This is a genomic window from Flavobacterium sp. AG291, from assembly GCF_003350375.1.
Taxonomy (GTDB): domain Bacteria; phylum Bacteroidota; class Bacteroidia; order Flavobacteriales; family Flavobacteriaceae; genus Flavobacterium; species Flavobacterium suzhouense.
The window spans coordinates 189,089-214,796 of the sequence record NZ_QQAR01000001.1 but is presented as its reverse complement, the minus strand read 5'-3'; the positions used below and the strand labels follow the sequence as shown (position 1 = coordinate 214,796).

Sequence of the window (25,708 nt, the reverse complement as noted above, 5' to 3'; positions counted from 1 at the left end):
GTTACTATTCTAACTTAATTCTGAAGCAATAATCGCCACATCCGGCAGAATCACAATACCCAAGAAGGTGCGTTGCATCTAATTCATAAAATTCAAGGAAACAACCTCTTGCACACCCCCTGCACATAACTAAAGGCGGACGCTCATGTCCTGAAGAACCAATCATAAAATTATTATTCACCTCAGCCAGCACATACGCAAATGACATAGAAGAACCATCAGTACTTAGACCACCTCCCGTAAGAACAGGAAAAGGTATTGACGGAGAATTTGTAGCAAATTTATTTACAATACTTATATTGTCAATTTTAATCTGAACTCCGTTTTCCTGAAGTGCTACATCTTCCAAAGCACTCATAAGTTCCCTTTCGTCGACAACAATCTTATATATTCCATTACCTAAATTTTGTCCTATAACACCAGACAAAACATCTCCTGTTTTTTGCTGAACCTGAGTAGTGCTTTGCATCTGCACATCATTCTCGGTACTACAACTCCAGAAAACACTTAACATAAGAGCACAAATCAGTCCCTTTAACATAATTTTCTTCATAATAATTGATTGTTTTTTTAGTTGGATTTATTTTCTCTAAAATAAAACAAATAATAGAAATATTCCAAAAGCTAATGTTAAAAAATCACCACCAGACTTTCCCTCCCGTTTTTTCACAATTACCTGACGAATCACATATCATACGCTCTTTTCCGCCATGAATTAAAACAAGAGGTTTACAGTCCACTCCTACATTTTCTTTCTTACACATAATTACTTCACTGGAAACTGTCTTAGTTCCTTCATTGATTCTAAAGTAAAACTTATCGCCTTTTAAATCTACAAACAGTGCAATTGAAGCCAATTCATCAGAAGTATTCGTTAAAAAAAGAAAACTGTCTTTTGCTGATTCGCCTTGAGTGGTGGTCTTTATAATTTTGAATTTAGAAAAACTTATACTATCAGACAATCCAAAACACTCCCTTAACCTGCTTTCCAAATACTTAGTTATAGAGTCATCGGTTGATACAACATATTCTCCTTTATTATTTTCACCTATAACCTTTGACGATATATCCAAATGTTTCACTGCCGTGGCCGGCAAAGATATTTCTTCTTCCTTTTTTGTATTACATGATACCGCAAAGAAAAAAAACAACAACCCTACAAGGTAATTTTTCATGTTAAATAAGTGACAGAGTTTATATTACTAAATTACATTTTTTTATAATATCCTGATTAAAAATGGAATCCAAAAACACCTTTTACAGTAAACATATTAGCCCCCGGAACATCTCTGTAGCCTCCTCTCCAGGCAAAATCAATTCTGAATACCTTAAAGATATTACCGATACCGGCATGATATTCCCAATATAAATCATCCGGAGCTTTATAAACAATACTTGAAGCATTCATGTTGATATTATCCTGCGACACGGTTCCATAGATACCTTTTATACCTACAATCTCCCTCAAATTAAGACTGCGAAGCCCGGGAATCCTTGAAAACAGCCTTCCGTTGAAATTATGTTCAAAATGCAACGACACATATTCATCAGCCACAAATTCATAGTAATCCAGCAAATTATAAGTATTCTCTATAATAAAATACGACTGGTTACCCGGCACAATTCCCATTAAACCCAACGGAACCTCTCCAAATATTTTTCCGGCTTCAAGCGTTGCAAACAACCTTCCGAAACCTCCAACCAAAACCGGCTGACGATAATAGAATTGTAATTTTTTATAATCAAAATCACTATCCATTATACCTTTAATCCCCTGAGAAAAATTCAGATAAACACGCGTGTAATTATAATCTACATCGGTACGCTCTACACCATAACCAACAGTTCTTCTTTTTGGTGTAAAATCCAGAAGAAAACCAAATTCATATTGTTTTAAAGATCCTTTAGTCCCTTTAGAATGATCGTTAGGATCTAAATAATAATCCATTTTAAAAGTTGAAGGCGATGCCGATTCTAATGTACGATAATTAAAGCTGCCTTTTAAAACAAGATTTTTAAACGGCTCTATTTCTGCCGAAAAAGTAGTAAAGTTAACATTCGTAAGCTTACTATTATCGCCACTTGCAAAAAGGGATGAAGAAGCAAAACTTCTACCCAGCACATCGCTCGTCGCCGTTAGGCTGACTCCAATCTGCTCTACATCACGCCTGTTCCCTCCTGCAAGGATAATACGCTTATCTTTATTTACCATCCATTTCCCTGAACTTCCGTATTTGAATTTATTATCCTTAAATCCGTAAGCAACATAACCTTCCACTCGCCATGGATCATTTTGCCCGAAATAGGTACGCCCCCCTGTTCTTAATCGAATCCCTTCAACATCGTTATAGCCAAAACTAGAGAAGATCGGACCATAATCAAAATGTCCCATTTGATAATACCCACTACCTAAAGTTGCCACCAAATTATACATCCTCTTAAATTTGCTGACTGTTTGCAGGGTATCTAACATTTTGTAAACACCTTTCTCGTCTTTATTAAGAGATTCGAAACGGTTTTCTTCCCAAAATTCGTCACTCTTAGTAAGTATAGCCTCATCAAATTTGTTTACGTCGGCTGTATAAAAATTGTCGGGCTTTTTCTTATTAAAAACATAGTCCCTAAAAAGCGTGGTTCTTTTACCATACACGCCTTTCGATTCTTCTTTTTTACTAATTGCGAAATCAGACATCATGTGGTCGCGCTTAAGAAGGAAGACCGAATCATTCAGCACGTCAAATTCCTGTTCGATATAAATATCTTTTACCCAGTTGATATTAGCTTCCTTACTGGCAGACATTGCTATCTTTTTGATGGCAAAAGTCGTGTCGTTTACCCAAAAATTTCCTTTAAAAGTAAGTTCACCTTTGCGCCTTGGATAAAAAACTATATTATAACACCATTTTTTCTCGATAAACGTACTGTCTGCCAACACATAGTTATAAACATTAATACCAGTTCTTGATAAAGGACTCACAAAATCTTTATCAAAAAACTTAAGGTAATTATCATAGATATCATAATCAACATACAAATCCTTTATAAAAGCAATTACCTGCTGATTATTACTAAATCCTGAATTTTTATTCGCTTTCGTAATTTCTTTTTTTCTTTTAGCTACATTATCTCCATATACATTACTAAGCGCTTCATTAATAAATATAGGCAGATATGTTTTTCCTGTAACATTAGAAGTGTCAATATGATTGAATATGAATTCCATACCCTTAAACACTTTCCTCTTCATAAAAGCACTATCAATGCTGTTCATGTCAAATTCTACCTTTTCGTATTTATCGAATTCATATTGATCAAACATCTTAAGCCCGTTCTTTCTTCGGCGCTCCCATATTTTTCGAAGTATATCTATGGCAGGATTATTTTTTTTAGAAGTTTTTCCGGAATACAATACCAGCTCTTTCAACTCCTGCCCTTCACTAAGTTTTACAGTAAGCCCGTAAGAAACTGCTTTAGTCAGTGTTATTTCTTTAGGTGCAAACCCAACGAATGAAACAACAATTGTAGTATAATTATTAGGAGATTCAAGATAAAATTTACCGTTTTCATCAGAGATAACTCCTTCACTTGTCCCTTTAAAGTAAATATTAGCATAAGGTATCGGGCCATTAGTATCATCTAAAACAATTCCACCCACTTTGGTTTGTGCCAAAAGAGAGCCTGAAAGAAGCAATACAAACCCGAACAAAAACAGTAACTTTTTTTTCATGTATTCTATAAAACAAAAAACTTCATCAAATAGTATGATGAAGTTTCAAATATAGGTGTTTATTTTCTTATTTATACATAACTTTTTTCACCGCTTTTATAACGTCTGCCGCATTTGGAAGCCATTCTTTAAGCAATACTGGTGAAAAAGGCGCCGGTACATCGGCAGTAGTAATTCTTTGGATAGGAGCATCAAGATAATCAAAAGCCCTTTCCTGAACAATGTAAGTTATTTCAGACGAAACACTTGCGAATGGCCAAGCCTCTTCAAGAACCACTAAACGGTTAGTTTTTTTAACTGAATTAAGAATTGCATCGTGATCCATCGGACGTATAGTTCTTAAGTCGATAATTTCACAACTGATACCCTCTTTAGCAAGTTCATCAGCAGCAATAAATGCCTCTTTAAGGATTTTACCCCATGAAACAATAGTAACATCTTTACCTTCACGTTTCACATCGGCAACACCAAGAGGAATTGTATATTCTCCTTCAGGCACTTCGCCTTTATCTCCATACATCTGCTCAGACTCCATGAAGATAACAGGATCGTTATCACGGATAGCTGATTTTAAAAGTCCTTTCGCATCATAAGGGTTTGAAGGAACTACAACTTTAAGACCCGGAGTATTTGCATACCAGTTCTCGAAAGCCTGAGAGTGCGTAGCAGCAAGCTGACCTGCTGAAGCAGACGGCCCACGGAATACCATTGGCATTGTAAATTGTCCACCCGACATCTGACGCATCTTAGCTGCGTTATTGATGATCTGATCGATACCTACAAGCGCAAAGTTGAAAGTCATAAACTCAACAATTGGTCTGTTACCATTCATAGCACTGCCAACAGCAATACCTGCAAAACCAAGTTCGGCAATAGGAGTATCAATTACCCTTTTTGGACCGAACTCATCAAGCATTCCTTTTGAGGCTTTGTAAGCACCATTATATTCGGCAACTTCCTCACCCATTAAATATATAGACTCGTCGCGACGCATTTCTTCGCTCATCGCTTCGCAAATAGCTTCTCTAAACTGTATCGTTCTCATGTAACTTCTTATTCGTATTAAATGAATGGCAAAAATAAAGATTTAAAATTATTTAATACCCTTATATCTCCAAATAAATACATTGTTAGTAAGTTGTTGGCAAAACATCAACTATTGGCAATAATCAGTATTTTAACGATTAATTTTTATGATTAATAAATTTATTTTCGGATTTTTTTACAAAAATTACATTTGTTATGCGTGCATAGTTTTTTATTTAGATAAATTTATTATTTTCGTAACGGAAAAACCTCAACTTTATAACTTTATAAAAATGAAAATATTAGTCTGCATCAGCCACGTGCCTGATACCACAGCAAAAATTAACTTTACAAACGGCGACAGCGAGTTTGACACTAACGGTGTTCAGTTTGTAATTAATCCTAACGACGAATTTGGTTTAACAAGAGCAATATGGTTTAAAGAGCAAGCCGGCGCAAACGTTACAGTTGTAAACGTAGGTGGTGCTGATGCTGAGGCTACGCTTAGAAAAGCCCTTGCTATTGGTGCTGACGAAGCAATACGTGTTAACGCAAATCCAACTGACGGTTTCTTTGTTGCAAAACAGCTTGCAGAAGTTGTTAAGAACGGAGGATACGATCTTGTAATTGCAGGTAAAGAATCACTTGATTATAATGGAGGAATGGTTCCGGGAATGCTTGCAGGACTACTTGGTTACAACTTTGTTAATTCTTGCATCAACCTTGACGTAACAGGAACTGACGCTAAAGCAGTAAGAGAAATTGACGGCGGTAAAGAAACACTTAGCGCTACATTACCTCTTGTAATTGGCGGACAAAAAGGTCTGGTAGAAGAAAAAGACCTAAGAATCCCTAACATGCGTGGTATTATGATGGCAAGACAAAAAACGCTTACTATCCTTGAGCCTGTAGGAGCAAACAATACTACTAAAGCTGTGAAGTTTGAAAAACCTGCTCCAAAATCGGCTGTTAAGCTAATAAGCCCTGACAACCTAGACGAGCTTGTAAACCTTTTACACAACGAGGCGAAAGTAATCTAATGTAACAATGAATTAATTATTCAATGTACCAATTACAACACTATCAATTGTTACATTGCTACATTAATCAATTAAAAAATTAATAACGATGTCAATATTAATATATGCTGAATTTGCTGAGGGTAAATTCAAAAAAACAGCTTTCGAGCTTGCTTCATACGCTAAAAAAATTGCAGGAGAAACAGGAACAACTGTTACTGCCTTAACTATAAATGCATCTAACACTGCCGATCTTGGTAAATATGGTGTAGATAAAGTACTTAATGTAAAATCAGACAAACTTACTGCATTCAGCGCTAAAGCTTATGCTGACGCTATCAAACAGGCTGCTGAAAAAGAAAGTGCTAAAATCGTTCTTTTCAACTCTACTACAGACAGCCTTTATATCGCTCCGCTTGTAGCTGTAGCTCTTGAGGCTGGTTATGCTTCAAACGTTGTTGCTCAACCGGTAAGCCTTTCTCCTTTCCAGGTAAAAAGAAATGCTTTCTCTAACAAAGCATTCAATATAACAGAAATCAATACAGACGTAAAAGTTCTTGCTATCGGTAAAAACTCGTATGGCGTATTCGAAAATGCCGCATCAGCTACTGAAGAAGAATTCTCTCCTTCGCTTAACGATGCTGACTTTGCTGTAAAAGTAGAATCATCAGAAAAAGTTTCAGGAAAAGTAACTATCGCTGATGCCGAGATCGTAGTATCTGGAGGTCGCGGACTTAAAGGCCCTGAAAACTGGGGTATGCTTGAAGAACTTGCAGCTGTTCTAGGTGCTGCCACTGCTTGTTCCAAGCCGGTATCTGACCTTGGGTGGAGACCTCACAGCGAGCACGTAGGACAAACAGGTAAGCCGGTTGCTTCTAACCTTTACATCGCTATAGGTATTTCAGGAGCTATACAACACATTGCAGGTATCAACTCATCTAAAGTAAAAGTAGTTATCAACTCTGACGCTGATGCTCCTTTCTTTAAAGTAGCAGACTACGGTGTGGTTGGTGATGCTTTCGAGATTGTTCCTAAGTTGACTGAAAAAATTAAAGCGTTCAAAGCGCAAAACTCATAATTTTATTATAAATTGTGCCCTTAAAAGGGCTATCAGGCTAACGATAGTTTTTATCTTTGCCCGATAGCCCTTTTTCTATTTAGGTAAAACCAATTATGAGCTTAGTAAAACTTACTATAAAAGGAATCTCATACAGCCAAACCCAAAATGGTGCGTATGCGCTTATCCTTAATGAAGTGGATGGAGAAAGGAAATTGCCAATAGTCATTGGTGCTTTTGAAGCCCAGTCTATCGCAATTGCCTTAGAAAAAGAGATCAAGCCTCCAAGGCCGCTGACTCATGATTTATTCAAAAATTTTGCTGACAGGTTTGATATTATCGTCAAGCAGGTTATCATCCATAAACTTGTCGACGGCGTTTTCTTTTCAAGTATTATTTGCGAAAGAGACCGCATTGAAGAGATAATTGATGCAAGAACATCTGACGCAATTGCGCTTGCATTGCGTTTTAATGCACCTATATTTACCTATAAGAATATCTTGGACAAAGCCGGAATTTACTTGAAGATAAATCCGGAACCGGATGCTGAGGGTAACATTAATGAACCGGAAGACATCCTTTCAGAGCCGCAGACCTTTGGCACCGAAACCGTATCAGGCGAAGGTTATTCTGCTTACAATTTACAGGAACTGCACGAAATGCTGGAAAGCGCCGTGCAAAATGAAGATTATGAAAAAGCGGCTAAGATCCGCGACGAAATTTCGAAGAGAGAGAGTTAACACGTTATTTGTTTGATTCGGTTATTCGACACAGCTGTACGAATAACCAAATAACCAAACCCACAAATAAACATCAAAATGAAGCAGTATCACGATTTAGTAAAGCATGTTTTAGAAAACGGAGTACAGAAGGGTGACCGTACAGGTACAGGAACAAAAAGCGTTTTTGGCTATCAGATGCGTTTTGACCTTAGCGAGGGATTCCCAATGGTTACAACCAAAAAACTGCACCTTAAGTCGATTATATACGAACTGCTTTGGTTCTTACAAGGCAATACCAACATAGGCTACCTTAATGATAATGGCGTACGCATTTGGGACGAATGGGCTGATGAAGACGGTAATCTTGGCCCGGTTTACGGCCACCAGTGGCGTAATTGGGATGATAAAGAAATCGACCAGATCACAGAACTTATCGAAACCCTGAAAACCAACCCTAACAGCCGAAGGATGCTTATCTCTGCATGGAATCCAAGCGTATTGCCGGACACTTCAAAATCATTTGCTGAAAATGTTGCCAATGGCAAAGTTGCATTACCGCCGTGTCACGCCTTTTTTCAGTTTTATGTAGCTGAAGGCAAACTATCATGTCAGCTATACCAACGCAGCGCCGATATTTTCCTTGGAGTTCCGTTTAACATTGCTTCGTACGCATTATTAACAATGATGATTGCTCAGGTAGCAGGATTACAGCCGGGAGATTTCATCCATACTTTTGGAGATGCCCATATATACAACAACCACATTGAGCAATTGGAATTACAGCTTAGCAGAGAGCCAAGACCACTTCCAACCATGAAAATAAATCCTGAAGTGACCAACATCTTTGATTTTAAATTTGAAGACTTCACTTTAGAGAACTATGATCCGCACCCTCATATTAAAGGTGTAGTGGCAGTTTAACTATCTTCATACCATCCAATGACTAAAACTACTATAGCAATTGTTCTTGTCTTTTTATCATTCATTGTAAATGCGCAGGAGCAACGTCTTGAACATGCCGTATTCAAGGAGTGCCTAAACGCAGAATCTCCCACAAAATGTACATCTGAAAAGCTTTGGAGCGATATATCAGCATTAATCACACCTGAAATAACTACCGACATCCGATGGAAAATGGGGAAGAATTATTTTTCAGTTGGATTAGCATTCTTGTCCGACCAAAATGGTAACGTAATCCCTGAAACCATCAAGATTGCATGTGATAATAAAGGTTTAGAAAGTGCTGTAAAAGAATATATACTACACCTCTCTCCTTTTAGCCCTAAAGGAGAAAATGAAGAAGACAGAAGAAGCGCTCATTTAGAGAGATATACTTTTATATACAATTCCGAAAGTAAAACATACGAGGCCGCTTCAGAGGAAACCCTTAAAGAAAAAGGCATTAAACCTAACTACATTAGCTTGGGGAACGAGCCCGTTTTACCTAAATGTGCCTGTGAAGACGCCGAAAAAGCCAAGAAATGTACCATTGAAAAGTTATACGAACACATTTCGAAGCGCATTAAAACAAACAGCATTGACAAGAATTTTATCGGACAAATTAATATGCTCGCATCTTTTATCATTGAAAAAGATGGTTCGATAACTATTACTGATATTGTATGCAACCTTAGCGATTGCGGAGCACTGATAAACCAGTACCGAAGAGCCTTTAATGGTCTTCCTAAATTTATCCCCGGAAATTATGAAGGTGTCAAGGTCAGAGCATCTTATAATCTGCCAGTGAAAATTAATATCAACACTTACAGATAACATTCGGGAAGCTATCCGAATAATTAAACGACTATATTCACAACATGGTCACTTAATAACCACTAAAACCAATCATGAAATCAGTATTGTTGACACTTGCACTTGCAGTGTGCTTTTTCAGTTTAGCGCAAAACTCTGGTATAAAACAAGGCGACCAGGCCTTATTTAAAGAATGCTTAAATCAGGAAGACCCATATTTCTGTACCAACGAATCATTTAAAAACTTAATATCTAAATTAATAACCCCTACTCTTACGCAGGAAATTAAAAACTCCACGTATAAAGACGGGCTGGACATATCAATACTCTTTATATCAGACGAGCAGGGAAAAGTAATCCGTGAAGATATAGAAGTATACTGCGAAAACAAAAACCTACAGGCATCAGCACGATACCTTATATCAAAGCTACCTGCTTTTGAACCCAAGAGTGATAAACATTTAACACGTCAAAGTGTGCACGTTTACAACCTGACATTCATTCCGACACCCGGATATGAAAGCTACATGCTTGCACCACCTCTTCTGACAAATAAACGCATTGGCTACGAAAGATTAGCAACATACAAAAACTGCGAAGGTGACTTACATGAGTCTCAAATCTGTTTCCATAAAAAGGTCTTTGAAGTCATCAGAAAAAATGTAACCCTGCCTGAGACTTTAGTTAGCTACACAGATCAAATCAATGTTTTCTACCTCGTAAATACAGATGGGAGCTTTATACTTGTAGATGTTATAGGAGGAACCCAGGAACTCCATAAAGAAACAAAAAAACTTAAGGAAGACATTAAAAGAGCTTTTACAAAAATACCTCCGGCACAACCGGCACTAATAAGAGGAATCCCTACAATCCAGGATTTTAATTTGCCTGTAAAAACAAGTATGACCATAAAAAACTATTATGGTAATTAATTTAACCGTAACCAGACTAACGCAGATTGTTCTCTTCAACATTTTCCCTATCTTTAGCTTACCAAAACCTAAGAAATGGAACCTAATCAACAGGAGCTTTATGAATATGCCCGAAAAAGAGTAAAGCAAAAAAAACGCGTTTATTTTCACTTTATACTGTTTTTCGTTTGCAGCTTCTTCTTTTACATCATCAACAAATGGCTCGATGTAGATCCGCAGGACGACTGGTATCTATGGGCTATAACTGCATGGGCTTTCCTATTCATCATGCATTTCATTAAAGTATTCGTTACAGAAAGCTTTATCAATAAAAAATGGGAACAAGACCAGATAACCAAACTTGTTGCCCGCCAGGAACGCCGCATTGAACAGCTTGAAAAAAAACTGGAAAACGACAACAATACAACCTCAACACTATAATGACACTTACCCTTATTGCTGCCATAGCAGAGAATAATGCCTTAGGCAAAGACAACAAAATGATGTGGCACCTGCCGGATGATTTTAAACACTTTAAAACACGTACGTCGGGACATTATATCATCATGGGACGCAAAACCTTTGAAAGCTTCCCTTCTGCCCTGCCCAATCGTACCTCTGTGATTATTACCCGTCAGGGCGATTATAAAGCACCGGAAGGATGCATTGTTGTAGGCAGCCTTGACGAGGCTATAAAAGTGAGCCCTCAGGATGAAGAGGTTTACATCATTGGCGGTGGCGAGATTTACAACCAAAGCATTGACCGTGCCGATAAACTTGACCTGACCCGTGTGCATGCTACTTTTGAAGATGCAGATGCTTACTTCCCTGCCATCGACCCTGAAAAATGGGAAGTTTCAGGAGAAAATTTTCATCCGAAAGATGAGAAGCATAAGTATGATATGACGTTTCAGGTGTATACTAAAAAATAAGTATGATAATCCGTCCCTACACTCCTGCCGATGGCGAGAGCATTATAACACTACTCAGGCTGAACACACCTCAGTATTTTGCCCCGGAAGAAGAACAGGACTTAAGGGATTATTTCGCTAACCACATAGATCGTTATTTTGCAGTAGAAGATAATAGTAACATTATTGGCAGTGGTGGCATCAACATTACCAATAGAGGCAAGAACGCAGCCTTATCATGGGATATTATCCATCCTGAGCATCAAGGCAAAGGTGTAGGCCGACAGCTCACACAGCACAGGCTGGATGTCATCAAATCCATCGCAGGCATTGAGAATATATCTGTACGCACCTCGCAGTTGGTGTATAAATTCTATGAGAAATTTGGCTTTGCACTAAAAGAAGTCATTAAAGATTACTGGGCAAAGGGAATTGATATGTACAGGATGGAGATGCTATACAATGATTTAGTTTAGTTTCGACACCCCACTTTAAAATAACAAAAAAATTATCATGAAAAATATTGGAATTTACAGTTTAAGCCCTGCCGATTATTTACTTGGAAACAAACTAGACCCCTTATTGTATCTTTATGATAAATTATTTATAAAAGAAAACTTAAAGATAGACTTACTACTACCCATAATTCAAAAATTAGGTTACGAAAAAGAATATTATGCAAAATTAAAGGAAATAGAAAATTTAGAAAAGTATGGATTTATAGAGATTTTAGACGAGAAAAAAACACCTAAAGTCAATAATGATTTAATCCAACGAATGTTAAATAAGGCTTACGAAATAAGTTATGAGGTAGCATATAACAATAAAGAAAGTGGTATTAAATATTTTTTTGATTTAATCGAATCACAAGAGAAAGTTCAGGATTTAAATTCAAGATGTTATTCAATGAAATTAAACACTGTCAATAAAAACATTTATATACCCATCTTGAAAGAACCCCATAATCAGTTCCTAGATGAGCACACTGTAAAAAACTCAGCCGTTTATTCAATTCTGACAAATAAAATACCCACTCCCACCGATTTTAATTATTTACAATTATCAGAACTTAAAAGTGATCCTGATTTCAAATTAAAGTCTTACCGCCTTAGAAATTGGATTAATGAAGTTAGCAAAGAAAATCTCAGCACTAAAGAAATAGAACAAAAGTTAGAATATTTGCTTGAAGAATACACTCAACAATTTCTACTTCATAAGATGAAATATACCTTATCATCATTTGAAAGCTTTATAACTTTAACAGCTGACACTATTGAAAACTTAGCGAGGCTCAAATTTGGCGCTGTCGCTAAGACAATTTTTGACATACAGAAATCTGATATTGCCTTTTTAGAAGCCGAAACAAATTTTGCAGGCAGAGAAGTAGCTCTTATACATAAAATTAAAAATTTGAGTTAGAATATCATTCCTCAATTTATACAACTTCCCTTCCTGTAATTTCATTTCTAACTCCCTATTAACAAAACTATTTCTATCTTTGCTTCGTAAATAATAGCAATGTCGCAAAACGTAACCCCTTATAAAGATTCCGGCCTGGGTAAAAAAGAACAGGTCGCCCAGATGTTTGACACTATTTCCGGTAATTATGACGGCCTTAACCGCGTAATTTCGTTTGGGATAGACGTTAAATGGCGCAAAAAAGTACTTAAGCTTGTTGCTGACAAGAATCCTAAAACTATTCTTGATATCGCTACCGGCACCGGAGATCTTGCCATTCTTATGGCACAGACATCGGCCACCGAAATTATTGGAGCCGACATTTCTGAAGGCATGATGGAAGTAGGCCGCAAGAAAGTGACTGAAAAAGGTCTTGATTCAAAAATCAAACTGGTGTATGGCGATAGCGAGAACCTGCCTTTCGAAGACAATTACTTTGATGCTATTACTGTAGCTTTTGGCGTTCGTAACTTTGAAACGCTTGATAAAGGCCTTGCCGAAATTTTGCGCGTACTAAAACCCGGAGGTGTTTTTGTGATATTGGAAACTTCTGTACCAACAAAATTCCCTTTTAAACAAGGTTACAATTTTTACAGCAAAAACCTGCTGCCTCTTATAGGCAGACTGTTCTCTAAAGACCGTTCGGCTTATGCATACCTGAGCGAATCGGCATCAGTTTTTCCACATGGTGAAGCTTTGAACAATATTTTACGTAAAATTGGGTTTATAGAGGTTAAGAATATGCCGCAAACTTTTGGAGTGGCAACAATTTACACTGCTTCAAAACAATAAAATGAAGAAACTGTTTTTATATATACTGCTTGTTACCAGCCTGTGCGCTCATGCTCAGTTTGGTACGCAGGTTTTCAGCAAAGACCCAATTGTTAACCTTGAAAACTTTGACAAACAAAGAGTTCACTGGGGGTATTTCCTTGGCTTTAACAGCTATGATTTTAAATTTGACTACATCAACGATCCAAAAGTTGACATAGAACTTAAAAAATCTACTGGTTTTAACGTAGGCCTTGTGGGTAACCTACGCCTTTTTGAATACCTGGATCTTCGTTTTGAACCGGGACTATATTATACGCAGCGTGACCTTACCTTTCATAATGTAGAGGGCACAACTGCTGACAAGCAAAGAGAGGTAAAATCGACCTATCTTCATTTTCCGCTATTACTAAAATTCTCGTCAAAAAGAACAGGAAACGTAAGGCCTTACCTTGTAGGTGGTGTTTCACGCTCCTTAAACCTTTCGAGTAACTTTAATGTAAAGGACGATAACATGACAGGGGCACGTTTCAGAATGAAAAAATGGACCAACTATTATGAGATTGGAGCCGGAGTCGATCTTTATTTTGAATTCTTTAAGTTCTCACCGTCTATTCGTGGAGTATTCAGTTTAAATGATGAGATTATCAGGGACAACGACCCTAACAGCCCTTATACCGGAAACATTGAATCGATGAAAACCAGAGGCATCTTCATCAATTTTACCTTCCACTAAAATTTCTCCTGAATTCGCTTAGGATTATAGCTGCTGCCGTGGCTACATTAAGGCTTTCCGTCTGCTGAAGGTCACCAAAGCGCGGTATGGATATCCTTCGTGTTGACCTAGCCTCTATAGCTTGAGATATACCGTTAGCCTCATTACCCATAACAATGATTCCGTTAGCTGGCAATGCCTCTTCGTAAATATTATCGCCATCCATAAAAGTACCAAAAACAGGTAGTTTTGTGTTTGCCAGATAATTTTCGAGATTGGTATATACTACATTAACACGCGTGAGCGATCCCATAGTTGCCTGTACAACTTTAGGATTATAGACGTCTACGCACTCTTCAGAGCATATAAGATGCTCTATACCAAACCAGTCGCAAAGACGAACGATTGTTCCCAGATTACCCGGATCGCGAATATCATCAAGCGCAACAATCAGTCCGTTATTTGGTACTGGTTTTTCATCGGGCATTACAAAAAGTCCGAGACAACCATTAGGCGTAGTAAGGACACTTATTCTTTTAAGCTCTGCTTCTGTAATAAGCTCAATCTTATCCTTTGCTATTCCCTTAAAAATATCCTGAGTGGTAAATAATTGGTGTAATTCAAAATTGGAATTCAGTAATTCCTGTACTACCTTTATCCCTTCGGCAATAAACAATTTATGCTGCTTCCTGTATTTTTTTTGCTGTAAGCCCGTTATTATTTTAATTTGGTTTTTACTAAGCATAAAAAATGTATTTTTGAATTACTATTTGGCTATACCGTCTTGAGAAATAAAGCAACAAAAATAATACTATTTATCTTATCGGGCTGGATTTTATATTCCTGTTCTCTTGTAAGAAGGGTTCCGGAAGGTAAACACCTGCTCGAAAAAAATGAAATCCTTGTAAACGACAAGGTTAAGAATGACGAAATAGTTCACGACCAACTCTACCAACAGCCAAACAGCGACATATTGGGCTTCCACCTCAGGCTGCACATGTATAATATGGCGAAACCCAATGCCGACTCTATGTACCTGGACTGGCTGGACAGAAAACCCGGAAGACACGAACGCTACAGAAAATTACTCTCCGAAAAGCAGGTACAGCGTCTTGGAAATTCATTTGTTGTATCGGGAATTAGTAATTTCCTGAAGAAAACAGGAGAAGCTCCTGTACTTGTAGATATTAACAGGATAAAAAAATCGAGAAATCGTTTGTTTACCTATTACTACAAAAAAGGGTTCTTCAGGGCAAGTGTTGGTTACAAGATAGACACACTCCCTGATAAGAGAGCAAAGGTTACTTATGATGTAATTACCGGCGCTCCATATATGTTGGACACAATTAATCGCTATATAGAAACACCCGCACTTGACAGCCTTTATACTACTATAAAAGACAAATCACTCATTAAACAGGGTCAGCAGTACGAGGAAACTAATTTTACAGCCGAAAGGGAAAGGATTACCAATCATTTTAGAAATCATGGTGCTTATAATTTTCAGCAGAACTACATTACTTATGTTATAGACACTGTAAACAATGGAGGAAGAAAAGCGAATGTAGACCTTATTATAGACAATGAGTCGGTAAGACAGGGGGACTCAACTTTTATAAGGCCATTTAAGCTCTATAAAGTAAGCCAGGTAAATATTTATACCCAAAACCCAAACAGCGAAGATCAGTCTATAGACAGTACAAGCTATAAAGGCTTTAATATTTACAGTACAGGAAAACTTAATTACAGGCCAAAAGCACTAACTGATGCTATTTTCGTTGCTCCGGAAACTGATTATTCCGATATCAGAAGAACACTTACATCACGTTATCTAAGCAATCTTAGGGTTTTCAACAACCCTTCAATAGAGTACACCGAGGATAAAAACGACCCTTCAGGCAAGTCACTGATTGCAAGCATTAAGCTGATTCCGAAGAAAAAATTCCGATTTAATGTAAGTGCCGACTTTATGCACTCAAACATTCAGGATATAGGTATTGCAGGAAGCCTTGGGGTTTCTATGCGTAATGTTTTCAGAGGTGCGGAAATTCTTGATCTTTCCACACGCGGAAACATAGGTTCGTCAAACGATAACGCCATAAAGGACAAAGCTTTTTTTAACATCCTGGAGTATGGTGCCGATCTTAAACTTACATTCCCAAGGATATTCTTCCCTTTCAATACTGAAAAGATAATTCCTAAAAACCTGATTCCTTCAACTATTTTCAGTTTGGGTATAAGCAGTCAAAAGAATATTGGACTTGACAAGGAAAACTTTACCGGAGTATTAAGTTACAACTGGGCTCCGATAAGAAAGCACTATTCTTCCAGACTTGACCTTTTGAATCTTCAATATGTAAGGAACCTTAATCCTGAAAACTACTTTAAGGTATACCAATCATCCTATAATAGATTAAATAATATTGCGCAGGATTATCCAAGCGTGCCATCTTCTTACTTTAATGAAAATGGAGATCTGGACATTGAGAACGGAGGTGCAGACAACTTTATTAAAGACGTTGAGAACGGCTCCATAGCTGTTTCAACAACAGACAAAGACAATGTAAACAGTATAGAACAGCGCAGGGACAGGCTAACAGAAAACAACCTTATATTCGCGAGCAATTACACCTATACCAGGACCAGTCGTGAAAACCTAAACGACAACACTTTCTTTATATTCAAAACAAAAGTAGAGTCGGCAGGTGCGCTTTTATCCCTGCTTGGCGGCACATTGGTAGACCCTAATAACACCAATAGCCAGAGAACGCTTTTTAATGTGGCATACTCACAATATTTAAAAGGTGAACTCGACTTTATAAAACACTGGGACCTAAGGCGCGGTAAAGTACTTGCCATGCGCGCTTTCTTCGGACTGGCAGTTCCTTATGGCAACTCTACCTCTATTCCTTTTTCCCGAAGTTATTTTGCAGGAGGTTCGAACGACAACCGTGGCTGGCAACCTTATAGTTTAGGCCCCGGAAGTAGCGGTGGAGTTGACGACTTTAACGAAGCCAATCTTAAGATGGCTTATAGTGCTGAACTTCGTTTTAATATCTTCGACAAACTAAACGGAGCAATTTTTGGCGACATCGGAAACATCTGGAATGTTTTTGATGAAGTTGATGACCCGAAAAAAACTTTTAACGGGTTCTCATCTTTTAGAGACCTTGCCTTTGGCTCAGGCCTTGGATTCAGGTACGATTTTAACTTTTTCGTGATACGATTTGACGTAGGTTTTAAAACCTATAATCCGGGTCGTGAAGAGGGCGATCGCTGGTTTAAAGAATATAATCTTTCAAAATCAGTTCTAAATGTCGGAATTAATTATCCGTTCTAAGTATAAAATATTATTTTTGTCAATTCTAATTCTAAAAAACAAAAACAATGGCCCACAATATTAAGCCCGGTGTTGCTACCGGAGATCAGGTTCAGGAAATATTCAGATATGCAAAAGAAAAAGGATTTGCACTTCCTGCAGTAAACGTTACAGGTTCAAGCACAGTTAATGGTGTAATGGAAACTGCAGCAAGACTTAAAGCTCCTGTTATCATCCAGTTCTCTAACGGTGGCTCAATTTTCAACGCTGGTAAAGGATTATCAAATGCTGACGAAAAAGCAGCTATCCTTGGTGCAGTTGCAGGTGCAAAACATATCCATACACTTGCTGAGGCTTACGGTGCTACTGTAATTTTACATACTGACCACTGTGCAAAAAAACTTTTGCCTTGGATTGACGGTCTTCTTGACGCCAGTGAAAAACATTTTGCTGAAACAGGAAAACCACTTTTCAGTTCGCACATGATTGACCTTTCAGAAGAATCTCTTGAAGAAAACATGGAGATCTCTAAAAAATACCTTGAGCGTATGAGTAAAATGGGCATGACCCTTGAGATCGAGCTTGGTATTACAGGTGGTGAAGAAGATGGTGTTGACAACTCTGATGTTGACAGCTCTAAACTTTATACTCAGCCGGAAGAAGTTGCTTATGCTTATGAAGAACTAAGCAAAATATCTCCTCGCTTTACCGTAGCTGCTGCTTTTGGTAACGTACACGGTGTATACAAACCGGGTAACGTAAAACTTACTCCAAAAATCCTTAAAAACTCTCAGGAGTATGTTCAGCAAAAATTCAACACTGGAAATAACCCGGTAGATTTCGTATTCCACGGAGGATCAGGGTCAACTCTTGAAGAAATCAGAGAAGCTATTGGTTACGGTGTTATCAAAATGAACATTGACACTGACCTTCAGTTTGCTTTTACAGAAGGTGTTCGTGATTATGTTGTTAAAAACATCGATTATTTAAAAACACAGATAGGTAGTCCTGACGGACCTGAGTCACCAAACAAAAAACACTATGATCCAAGAAAATGGATACGTGAAGGTGAACTTACTTTTAATGCAAGACTTGAGCAGGCATTTAAAGACCTAAACAACGTAAATACACTATAATTACAACAAACTGCTTGCAGTACTAAACTTAACAGAAAAAGATGGCTTGGTTTAAAAGAACAGAAAAAGGGATCACAACACCAACCGAAGACAAAAAAGATGTACCAAAAGGACTATGGTACAAGTCGCCAACCGGTAAAATTGTTGATGCAGACGAGCTTGCTAAGAATTTTTACGTAAGCCCTGAAGATGGTTACCACGTAAGAATAGGAAGTAAAGAATACTTCAACATCCTTTTTGATGACAATGAGTTTACGGAGTTTGACAAAAACATGACTTCTAAAGATACCCTAAAGTTTGTTGACACAAAAAAATACGGGGATCGTATAAAAGAAGCTACTGAAAAAACCAAACTTAAAGATGCTGTAAGAACTGCTGTTGGAAAATCTAAAGGAAAAGACCTTGTAGTTGCCTGTATGGACTTCGCATTTATCGGAGGCTCTATGGGAGCTGTAGTAGGTGAAAAGATTGCGCGCGCAATTGATCACTCTATCAAAAACAAGATTCCTTTTGTGATGATATCTAAATCAGGAGGTGCAAGGATGATGGAAGCAGCATATTCTCTGATGCAGTTAGCCAAAACATCGGCTAAACTTGCTCAGTTGGCAGATGCTAAAATACCATACATATCACTATGTACTGACCCTACTACGGGAGGTACAACAGCATCATATGCTATGCTTGGTGATGTAAACATCTCTGAACCGGGCGCACTTATCGGATTTGCAGGGCCTCGTGTTGTAAAAGATACTACCGGTAAAGACCTTCCTGAAGGTTTCCAGACTGCAGAATTTGTACTTGAGCACGGCTTCCTTGATTTTATCACTCCACGTAAAGAGCTTAAAGATAAAATAAACTTATTTCTGGATCTTATACAAAACCAGCCGGTAAGATAAAAATCATCCCCCTTTTTAAGGGGGATTTTTTTACAACAAAACAGGTATATCTCCCTATCTTAAAAATGAATTTAAAATTTCAAATCACTCAATGTTTTATTGGAATTTTATGATTTAATTTGCACCGCATTTCATCTACCCCCGGATATAAAAAATGCTTGTTTGGACTATGAAGCAACTTTTATTCGGCATTATGGTTTTGCTGCTACAGTTTACTTATGCCCAAAACCAAGATACAAATATTCTGGAAAAAGAACGCCAGATAAGACGTATTATGACCTCTGAACCTGATAGTGCAAAAGTTCTTATCAAAGAAATACTGGCCTATAAAGGAAAACTTCACGACACATTATATTCAAATGCATATCTTTCATATGCCTATTATTACCACTTAAAAAACAATACCGACTCTTCCTTATATTATTATGAACGCGCTTTACCATATGCAAATAAGGTAAAGTATCCAAAAGTATATGCACGTATACTCCGAAATAAAGCCGGAACGTATAAAAAAAGAGGAGAAAATGAAGTTTCGCTTAAAATCCTTGCCGAAACAGAAGACATATACCGACAGCTGGGAGACGAAACCGGGCTCGGCATAGTTTACGGCGAGATAGCGTCAAATTACAATTTATTACTCCGTAATGACGAAGGAATCAACTACCTTTTAAAAGCTTTATCCCTTTTCGAAAAGAACAATGACAACCAACACAGCTTAAATGTTAAGCATAGCCTTGCCAATACATATCTTAATGCAGGAAACTTTTTCTTTGCTGCAGATCTTTACAAAGAAGTAATCAAAGGGTTCAAAGAACAAAATTCTACAAAAAACTATTGCATCGCACTTTTAAACTACGGTGATTGCCTTACACACCTGGAAAGATACGAAGAAGCTCAGAAAGCTTTAAATGACGCACTACCCGGCCTCAAAAAGTTCAACGACCAGGAAATCATTGGGATTGTATACTCAAAGATGGGAACCATACAGGAAAAACTCAATAATCTGTTAACTGCCGAGGGGTATTATAAAATTGCTTTAGAGAAAGCCATTACTTATCGTTCTCTTAAAACAATCCCTATTGCATCTGAATACATTGAGGTACTTTTGAAACAACAGAAATACAAGACAGCACTAGAAGTTATTGACTTGGTTGAGAAACCGGAATTTCTTCAAAAGGCAACTATTAAAGACCGTATGCTTTTTGAAGCCACCAAAGCAAAAGCGCATGAAAAAATGGATAATGATGACCAAGCGCTTTTATCGATACAGAACAGCCTTAAATTTCAGGACACACTTGAAAAAACAGGAAATGACATTACCACTTTAAAACTTCAGGAACAATTCCAAAATAAATACCAATCAAAAAAAGGCGAAAATCTCGAAAACACAAATCTCACTTTAAAAGAAAGGCTTAATTACAACAAAAAAATACTGTTGCCAATTATAACAGCTCTTCTCCTATTAACAGCGATATCCTTTATTTACATCTACAAAACCAGAAAACGACTTCATAAAATCTCTGCCGAAAAGCTTAAAAAAGAAAAAATGCTTCAGGAATATGAAAATGCAAAAAAGTTTAATGAACTGAACAAGCAAAACCTGGAGTATAAAACAGAAGAACTTAGCTCTGGTATTATTTGGCTATCCTCTTTAGAAGTAAGCATCAGCAACCTCATTGTACTTTGCAAAGAAAAGCCACAGGATTTATGCATTGAAAACATTAAAGAACAATTACAGGCTTTAACCAGCGAAAAAAATTATTGGTCTGTATTCAAGAAAAGATTCAGCGAAACATATGCAGGATTTCAAAAAAACCTGGGAGAACAATTTCCTGCATTAACCAAAAATGACCTTTTCTTTTGCGCTTTGCTAAAACTCAATTTACCATATAAGGACATGGCCACTTTGATGCAGGTAACTCCCGAAACAATTGTGAAAAAAAAATACAGGGTTAAAAAAAAGATGGGTATCGAAACCGAATCAGACCTTGAAAACATATTACTGAACACACCTTTATAGGAGCAATCAAATACACGCCCAACAAGGCTAAATCACTAAAAAACCTTTTAAAAACAAGGAATGTCCGTGTTTTGTCTATACCTTTTTTAGTCGGTTTTTCAAAAAAGATGTTAGATTTGCTTGCGAAAAATAATAACATCGATATTATTATTTTCATTGTTGTTCATGAAACATATCAGTATGTGAATGGATCGCAATACAAATGCGGCACGTTACAAGTGGGGGCTTAAGACGTGCCGTTTTTTTTTACATACCACTTCTGATCGCTTCAACAGGATCTAGTTTCGACGCCGCTATTGCAGGAAGAATCCCTGACACCAATCCTATAAAAATTGCAACCGCGGTACCAAAACATACTATGCCAAAACTTAGTACGAATTTGAACTCAATCATGCTCGAGAGTAAAGCGGCAATACCCCAAACCATAAGAATACCTATAAGCCCTCCAAAAAGAGAAAGAATAACCGCCTCGAATAAAAACTGGAAAAGTATAAACCTGTTTTTCGCCCCAAGCGCTTTTTGGATACCTATAAGGTTAGTTCTTTCCTTAACCGAAACAAACATAATATTAGCTATACCAAACCCGCCCACTAAAAGTGAAAAGGCGCTGATACCAATACCAATCATGTTCATGGTACCAATTATCTGATCGATCATATCGGTAAATCCGGAAAGTATATCAATAATAAAATTATCAGTCTCACCTGCCTTTATCCCACGGTAGTTACGCAGCTTCTGAGCCACTTCAGCCTTAACCTCTTCTCCATCCTCTCCTGCTTTGGGCTTTATGATAATTATTGGCGTCATAAAATCATTATGGTCGCCATACATATTTCGTAAAAAGTTTACCGGAATTATAATTGCAGTATCGTTGTTTTCGCCAAACATACCCTGCCCCTGTTTTTCGAGCACTCCAATAACTGTAAATCGCTGCCCATACATCCTGAATTTTTTCTCGAGCGGATTAGCGTCCCCAAAAAGAGTTTTGGCTATCTCATAACCAATTACAGCAACCGGTGTTCCTGAATTAGATTCCGATTCATTATAAAATCGCCCGTGTTCTATCTTCAGGCTTTGGATCTCGGAAAATTCATAGGAAACCGGAACCACATTTACACTACTCGCAGCCTTATCTTCATATCGAGCTGTTTCACTTTTGGTAAATATCTGAAATGCGGCTTCCTGTATAGAACTTACATTATCCTTTATGTATTGATATTCATCATAACTCACATCCGGAAACTGTTCTCTTTTCCAGCGTGGTATTTCACTTGGCCCAAAAGAGAATCGTTTAAGATACATAGTATTCTTATCGATACTGCTCATATCCTCTTTTATTTTCCTGTCGAGCGAATCGACGGCGGCCAAAATGGCAATAATTGAGAATATCCCTACAGTAACACCAAGAAGAGACAGAAAGGTGCGCAGTTTATTGTTCCTAAGGGCATTTAGGGCAAAAGAAAGACTTTCTTTAAGTAAACGCAGGTATAGCAGCATGATTGTTTTGATTGACTTCTGTAAAAGTCCGCATTTTTTTTAAATGAAGCGAACCCAAACGAAATAAATTTTCAATTTCTTTAAAATTTAGTGTTCACAGCTTTTGAATGTTAACGCTACAATAACTACTTTTGCACTTTATTTATACTTACAAAAATGAGCATCAAAAAAATTTCATCAGCACTAATTTCGGTATTTGACAAAGACGGTCTGGAACCTATTGTAAAAAAACTGCACGAGCAGGGCGTAACGTTCTATTCTACAGGCGGTACAGAAGCTTTCATTAAAGATCTGGGAATACCTGTAGTTCCTGTTGAAGATGTAACCTCTTATCCATCTATCCTTGGCGGAAGGGTAAAAACGTTGCATCCAAAAGTTTTTGGAGGTATACTTAACCGTCAGGACAATCCGTCTGACGTACAACAAATGCAGGAATTTGACATCCCGCAAATAGATCTTGTTATTGTAGATTTATACCCATTTGAAAAAACTGTAGCTTCAGGTGCTTCTGAGGCTGACATCATAGAAAAAATTGACATTGGTGGTATTTCACTTATCCGTGCAGCTGCCAAAAACTTTAAGGACACTGTAATTGTTGCTTCTGTAAACGAATATGCAGAATTCCTTGAGGTAATCACTAACAACAACGGAGGCACTACACTTGCAGAACGTAAATCCTTTGCAACCAAAGCTTTCCACACTTCTTCACATTACGACACAGCCATCTTCAATTATTTCAATGAAGATGAAACTTTCTACAAAGAGAGTGTTAGCAACGGACAAGTGCTTCGTTATGGTGAAAACCCTCACCAAAAAGGTTACTTCTTTGGTGATTTCGATAAGATGTTCACTAAACTACACGGTAAAGAACTATCTTACAACAACCTTCTTGACGTAGACGCTGCCGTTAACCTTATTGGTGAATTTAAAAATGACAATCCAACTTTCGCCATTCTTAAACACAATAATGCTTGTGGCCTTGCTACAAGATCTACAGTAAAAGAAGCTTACCTTGACGCACTTGCAGGAGACCCTACTTCAGCATTTGGAGGTGTACTTATCTCTAATGCTAAGATTGACAAAGCTGCTGCAGACGAAATCAACAATCTTTTCTGCGAAGTTGTAATTGCTCCGGGTTATGAAGATGACGCTCTTGCGGTCCTTCAGGAAAAGAAAAACAGAATTATTCTCATCCAAAACGAAGTAGAACTACCTGCTAAACAGGTTCGTACATGCCTTAACGGATTATTAGTTCAGGATAAAGATAATATTACAGACAATAAAGAACACTTAACTACCGTTACTGTAACATCACCTACTACTCAGGAAGTTGAAGATTTACTTTTTGCCTCAAAAATTTGTAAGCATACAAAATCTAACACGATAGTATTTGCAAAGAACAAGCAGCTTTACGCATCAGGTACAGGACAAACCTCTCGCGTTGACGCTTTAAGACAGGCTGTAGAAAAAGCACAATCTTTCAATTTCGACCTAAACGGCGCTGTTATGGCCAGCGATGCATTTTTCCCATTCCCGGATTGTGTTGAGCTTGCTAAAAATGCCGGAATCACTGCGGTTATACAACCCGGAGGCTCAATAAAAGACGAACTTAGCATTAACTACTGCAACGAAAACAATGTTGCCATGGTATTTACTGGTACACGTCATTTCAAACATTAATTTTACTACTTTTGTAGGCTTAAACATTTTTTATACCAAAACCTTAATACACTAAACCAGTATGGGATTTTTTGATTTCATGACCGAGGATATCGCAATAGACCTTGGTACCGCAAATACCCTAATCATACATAACGATAAAGTTGTTATAGACAGCCCTTCTATTGTTGCTCGTGACCGCATCTCGGGCAAAATAATAGCCGTAGGAAAAGAGGCCAATATGATGCAGGGTAAAACCCATGAAAACATTAAAACCATACGACCGCTTAAAGACGGGGTTATTGCTGACTTTGACGCATCGGAAAAAATGCTTACAATGTTCATCAAAAGCATTCCTGCACTTAAGAAAAAACTATTCACACCTGCCCTGCGTCTTGTTATCTGTATCCCTTCAGGAATTACAGAGGTTGAGATGCGAGCGGTAAAAGAATCAGCTGAAAGAGTTAATGGTAAAGAGGTATACCTTATCCATGAACCGATGGCAGCAGCAATTGGTATTGGTGTAGACATCATGCAACCTAAAGGTAACATGATTGTAGATATAGGTGGTGGTACTACCGAAATTGCGGTTATTGCACTTGGAGGAATCGTATGTGACAAATCGGTTAAAATTGCCGGTGACGTATTCACAAACGATATTGTTTACTACATGAGAACGCAGCACAACCTTTTTGTTGGGGAAAGTACTGCTGAAAAAATAAAAATCACTATTGGAGCTGCTATAGAAGATCTTGAAAATGCTCCTGAAGATATGTCGGTACAGGGACGTGACCTTTTAACAGGTAAACCAAAACAGGTAGACGTTTCTTACAGGGAAATAGCTAAAGCACTTGACAAATCGATTCAGCGTATTGAAGATGCCGTAATGGAAACATTATCGCAAACACCACCGGAACTTGCTGCCGATATCTACAACACAGGTATCTATCTTGCAGGAGGAGGATCGATGTTAAGAGGTCTTGACAAACGTATCTCTCAAAAAACAGACCTTCCTGTCTATATTGCCGAAGACCCGCTTAGAGCTGTTGTCAGAGGTACAGGAATGGCACTTAAAAACATACAAAAATTCAGAAGCATACTTATCAAATAAA

Annotated in this window: 24 protein-coding genes; 18 read left to right on the top strand and 6 right to left on the bottom strand. The window is 37.7% G+C overall.

All coding sequences use genetic code 11. The features are described from left to right. Window positions 1-4: 4 nt before the first annotated feature. The 4 genes from DEU42_RS00990 to DEU42_RS00975 all read right to left on the bottom strand — a co-directional run bounded on the left by DEU42_RS00990 (window position 5) and on the right by DEU42_RS00975 (window position 4,772). Complete coding sequence (locus DEU42_RS00990) at window positions 5-553, bottom strand: hypothetical protein (protein WP_147278034.1); 549 nt, start codon at window positions 551-553, stop codon at window positions 5-7. An 85-nt stretch (window positions 554-638) separates the two neighbouring features. Then, window positions 639-1,175 (bottom strand): hypothetical protein, encoded by a 537-nt coding sequence (locus tag DEU42_RS00985; protein WP_114756411.1) that lies wholly within the window; start codon window positions 1,173-1,175, stop codon window positions 639-641. A 56-nt stretch (window positions 1,176-1,231) separates the two neighbouring features. After that, the gene (locus DEU42_RS00980) at window positions 1,232-3,727 is read right to left on the bottom strand and encodes a DUF5686 and carboxypeptidase-like regulatory domain-containing protein (protein ID WP_114756410.1); all 2,496 of its coding nucleotides are present in this window, start codon (window positions 3,725-3,727) and stop codon (window positions 1,232-1,234) included. 67 nt (window positions 3,728-3,794) lie between these two features. After that, entirely contained in the window at window positions 3,795-4,772 is a 978-nt protein-coding gene (locus DEU42_RS00975; protein WP_114756409.1) for a pyruvate dehydrogenase complex E1 component subunit beta, read from the bottom strand. Window positions 4,773-5,046: 274 nt separating this feature from the next. Here DEU42_RS00975 and DEU42_RS00970 point away from each other — a divergent pair, with 274 nt between their 5' ends. The 12 genes from DEU42_RS00970 (at window position 5,047) to DEU42_RS00915 (ending at window position 14,090) form a co-directional block, all read left to right on the top strand. After that, entirely contained in the window at window positions 5,047-5,793 is a 747-nt protein-coding gene (locus tag DEU42_RS00970; RefSeq protein ID WP_114756601.1) for an electron transfer flavoprotein subunit beta/FixA family protein, read from the top strand. Window positions 5,794-5,881: 88 nt separating this feature from the next. Continuing rightward, complete coding sequence (locus tag DEU42_RS00965) at window positions 5,882-6,850, top strand: electron transfer flavoprotein subunit alpha/FixB family protein (protein ID WP_114756408.1); 969 nt, start codon at window positions 5,882-5,884, stop codon at window positions 6,848-6,850. Between the two features lie 95 nt (window positions 6,851-6,945). Continuing rightward, window positions 6,946-7,569 (top strand): bifunctional nuclease family protein, encoded by a 624-nt coding sequence (locus tag DEU42_RS00960; protein WP_114756407.1) that lies wholly within the window; start codon window positions 6,946-6,948, stop codon window positions 7,567-7,569. Window positions 7,570-7,647: 78 nt separating this feature from the next. After that, window positions 7,648-8,472 (top strand): thymidylate synthase, encoded by an 825-nt coding sequence (locus DEU42_RS00955; protein WP_114756406.1) that lies wholly within the window; start codon window positions 7,648-7,650, stop codon window positions 8,470-8,472. A gap of 18 nt (window positions 8,473-8,490) precedes the next feature. Further along, a complete protein-coding gene (locus DEU42_RS00950; protein ID WP_114756405.1) occupies window positions 8,491-9,324 on the top strand; it encodes a hypothetical protein in 834 nt (277 codons plus the stop codon). 74 nt (window positions 9,325-9,398) lie between these two features. Beyond that, complete coding sequence (locus DEU42_RS00945) at window positions 9,399-10,235, top strand: hypothetical protein (RefSeq protein WP_114756404.1); 837 nt, start codon at window positions 9,399-9,401, stop codon at window positions 10,233-10,235. 75 nt (window positions 10,236-10,310) lie between these two features. Further along, window positions 10,311-10,655 (top strand): 2TM domain-containing protein, encoded by a 345-nt coding sequence (locus DEU42_RS00940; protein ID WP_114756403.1) that lies wholly within the window; start codon window positions 10,311-10,313, stop codon window positions 10,653-10,655. Further along, entirely contained in the window at window positions 10,655-11,146 is a 492-nt protein-coding gene (locus DEU42_RS00935) for a dihydrofolate reductase (protein WP_114756402.1), read from the top strand. The genes DEU42_RS00940 and DEU42_RS00935 overlap by 1 nt, the downstream gene beginning before the upstream one ends. Window positions 11,147-11,148: 2 nt before the next feature. After that, window positions 11,149-11,601 carry a GNAT family N-acetyltransferase gene (locus DEU42_RS00930; RefSeq protein WP_114756401.1) on the top strand — a complete coding sequence of 151 codons (453 nt, stop codon included), beginning with the start codon at window positions 11,149-11,151 and terminating at the stop codon, window positions 11,599-11,601. 37 nt (window positions 11,602-11,638) lie between these two features. Continuing rightward, entirely contained in the window at window positions 11,639-12,544 is a 906-nt protein-coding gene (locus DEU42_RS00925) for a hypothetical protein (protein ID WP_114756400.1), read from the top strand. A 99-nt stretch (window positions 12,545-12,643) separates the two neighbouring features. Beyond that, window positions 12,644-13,375 carry a bifunctional demethylmenaquinone methyltransferase/2-methoxy-6-polyprenyl-1,4-benzoquinol methylase UbiE gene (gene ubiE, locus DEU42_RS00920; RefSeq protein WP_114756399.1) on the top strand — a complete coding sequence of 244 codons (732 nt, stop codon included), beginning with the start codon at window positions 12,644-12,646 and terminating at the stop codon, window positions 13,373-13,375. 1 nt (window position 13,376) lies between these two features. Continuing rightward, window positions 13,377-14,090, top strand: coding sequence for a porin family protein (locus DEU42_RS00915; RefSeq protein ID WP_114756398.1), 714 nt, complete (start codon window positions 13,377-13,379; stop codon window positions 14,088-14,090). On the opposite strand, the gene DEU42_RS00910 is transcribed toward DEU42_RS00915, so the two are convergent. Continuing rightward, window positions 14,077-14,814: a TrmH family RNA methyltransferase gene (locus DEU42_RS00910; protein ID WP_114756397.1), complete on the bottom strand. Its 738-nt coding sequence runs from the start codon at window positions 14,812-14,814 to the stop codon at window positions 14,077-14,079. The genes DEU42_RS00915 and DEU42_RS00910 overlap by 14 nt on opposite strands. 39 nt (window positions 14,815-14,853) lie before the next feature. Between DEU42_RS00910 and DEU42_RS00905 the strand changes: the two genes are divergently transcribed. The 4 genes from DEU42_RS00905 to DEU42_RS00890 all read left to right on the top strand — a co-directional run bounded on the left by DEU42_RS00905 (window position 14,854) and on the right by DEU42_RS00890 (window position 21,440). Then, window positions 14,854-17,409 (top strand): BamA/TamA family outer membrane protein, encoded by a 2,556-nt coding sequence (locus tag DEU42_RS00905; protein ID WP_114756600.1) that lies wholly within the window; start codon window positions 14,854-14,856, stop codon window positions 17,407-17,409. 47 nt (window positions 17,410-17,456) lie between these two features. Then, the gene (gene fbaA, locus DEU42_RS00900; RefSeq protein ID WP_114756396.1) at window positions 17,457-18,524 is read left to right on the top strand and encodes a class II fructose-bisphosphate aldolase; all 1,068 of its coding nucleotides are present in this window, start codon (window positions 17,457-17,459) and stop codon (window positions 18,522-18,524) included. A 41-nt stretch (window positions 18,525-18,565) separates the two neighbouring features. After that, complete coding sequence (gene accD / locus DEU42_RS00895) at window positions 18,566-19,420, top strand: acetyl-CoA carboxylase, carboxyltransferase subunit beta (protein WP_114756395.1); 855 nt, start codon at window positions 18,566-18,568, stop codon at window positions 19,418-19,420. A gap of 169 nt (window positions 19,421-19,589) precedes the next feature. After that, complete coding sequence (locus DEU42_RS00890; protein WP_147278033.1) at window positions 19,590-21,440, top strand: tetratricopeptide repeat protein; 1,851 nt, start codon at window positions 19,590-19,592, stop codon at window positions 21,438-21,440. A gap of 246 nt (window positions 21,441-21,686) precedes the next feature. Here DEU42_RS00890 and DEU42_RS00885 read toward each other — a convergent pair whose 3' ends face one another. Continuing rightward, window positions 21,687-22,937 (bottom strand): ABC transporter permease, encoded by a 1,251-nt coding sequence (locus tag DEU42_RS00885; protein ID WP_114756393.1) that lies wholly within the window; start codon window positions 22,935-22,937, stop codon window positions 21,687-21,689. Between the two features lie 156 nt (window positions 22,938-23,093). Here DEU42_RS00885 and purH point away from each other — a divergent pair, with 156 nt between their 5' ends. Both purH and DEU42_RS00875 read left to right on the top strand, forming a co-directional pair. Continuing rightward, window positions 23,094-24,617, top strand: a complete 1,524-nt coding sequence (gene purH, locus DEU42_RS00880; protein WP_114756392.1) for a bifunctional phosphoribosylaminoimidazolecarboxamide formyltransferase/IMP cyclohydrolase — start codon at window positions 23,094-23,096, stop codon at window positions 24,615-24,617. A gap of 61 nt (window positions 24,618-24,678) precedes the next feature. After that, on the top strand, window positions 24,679-25,707 hold the full coding sequence (locus tag DEU42_RS00875; protein WP_114756391.1) for a rod shape-determining protein: 1,029 nt from the start codon (window positions 24,679-24,681) through the stop codon (window positions 25,705-25,707). Window position 25,708: the final 1 nt, after the last annotated feature.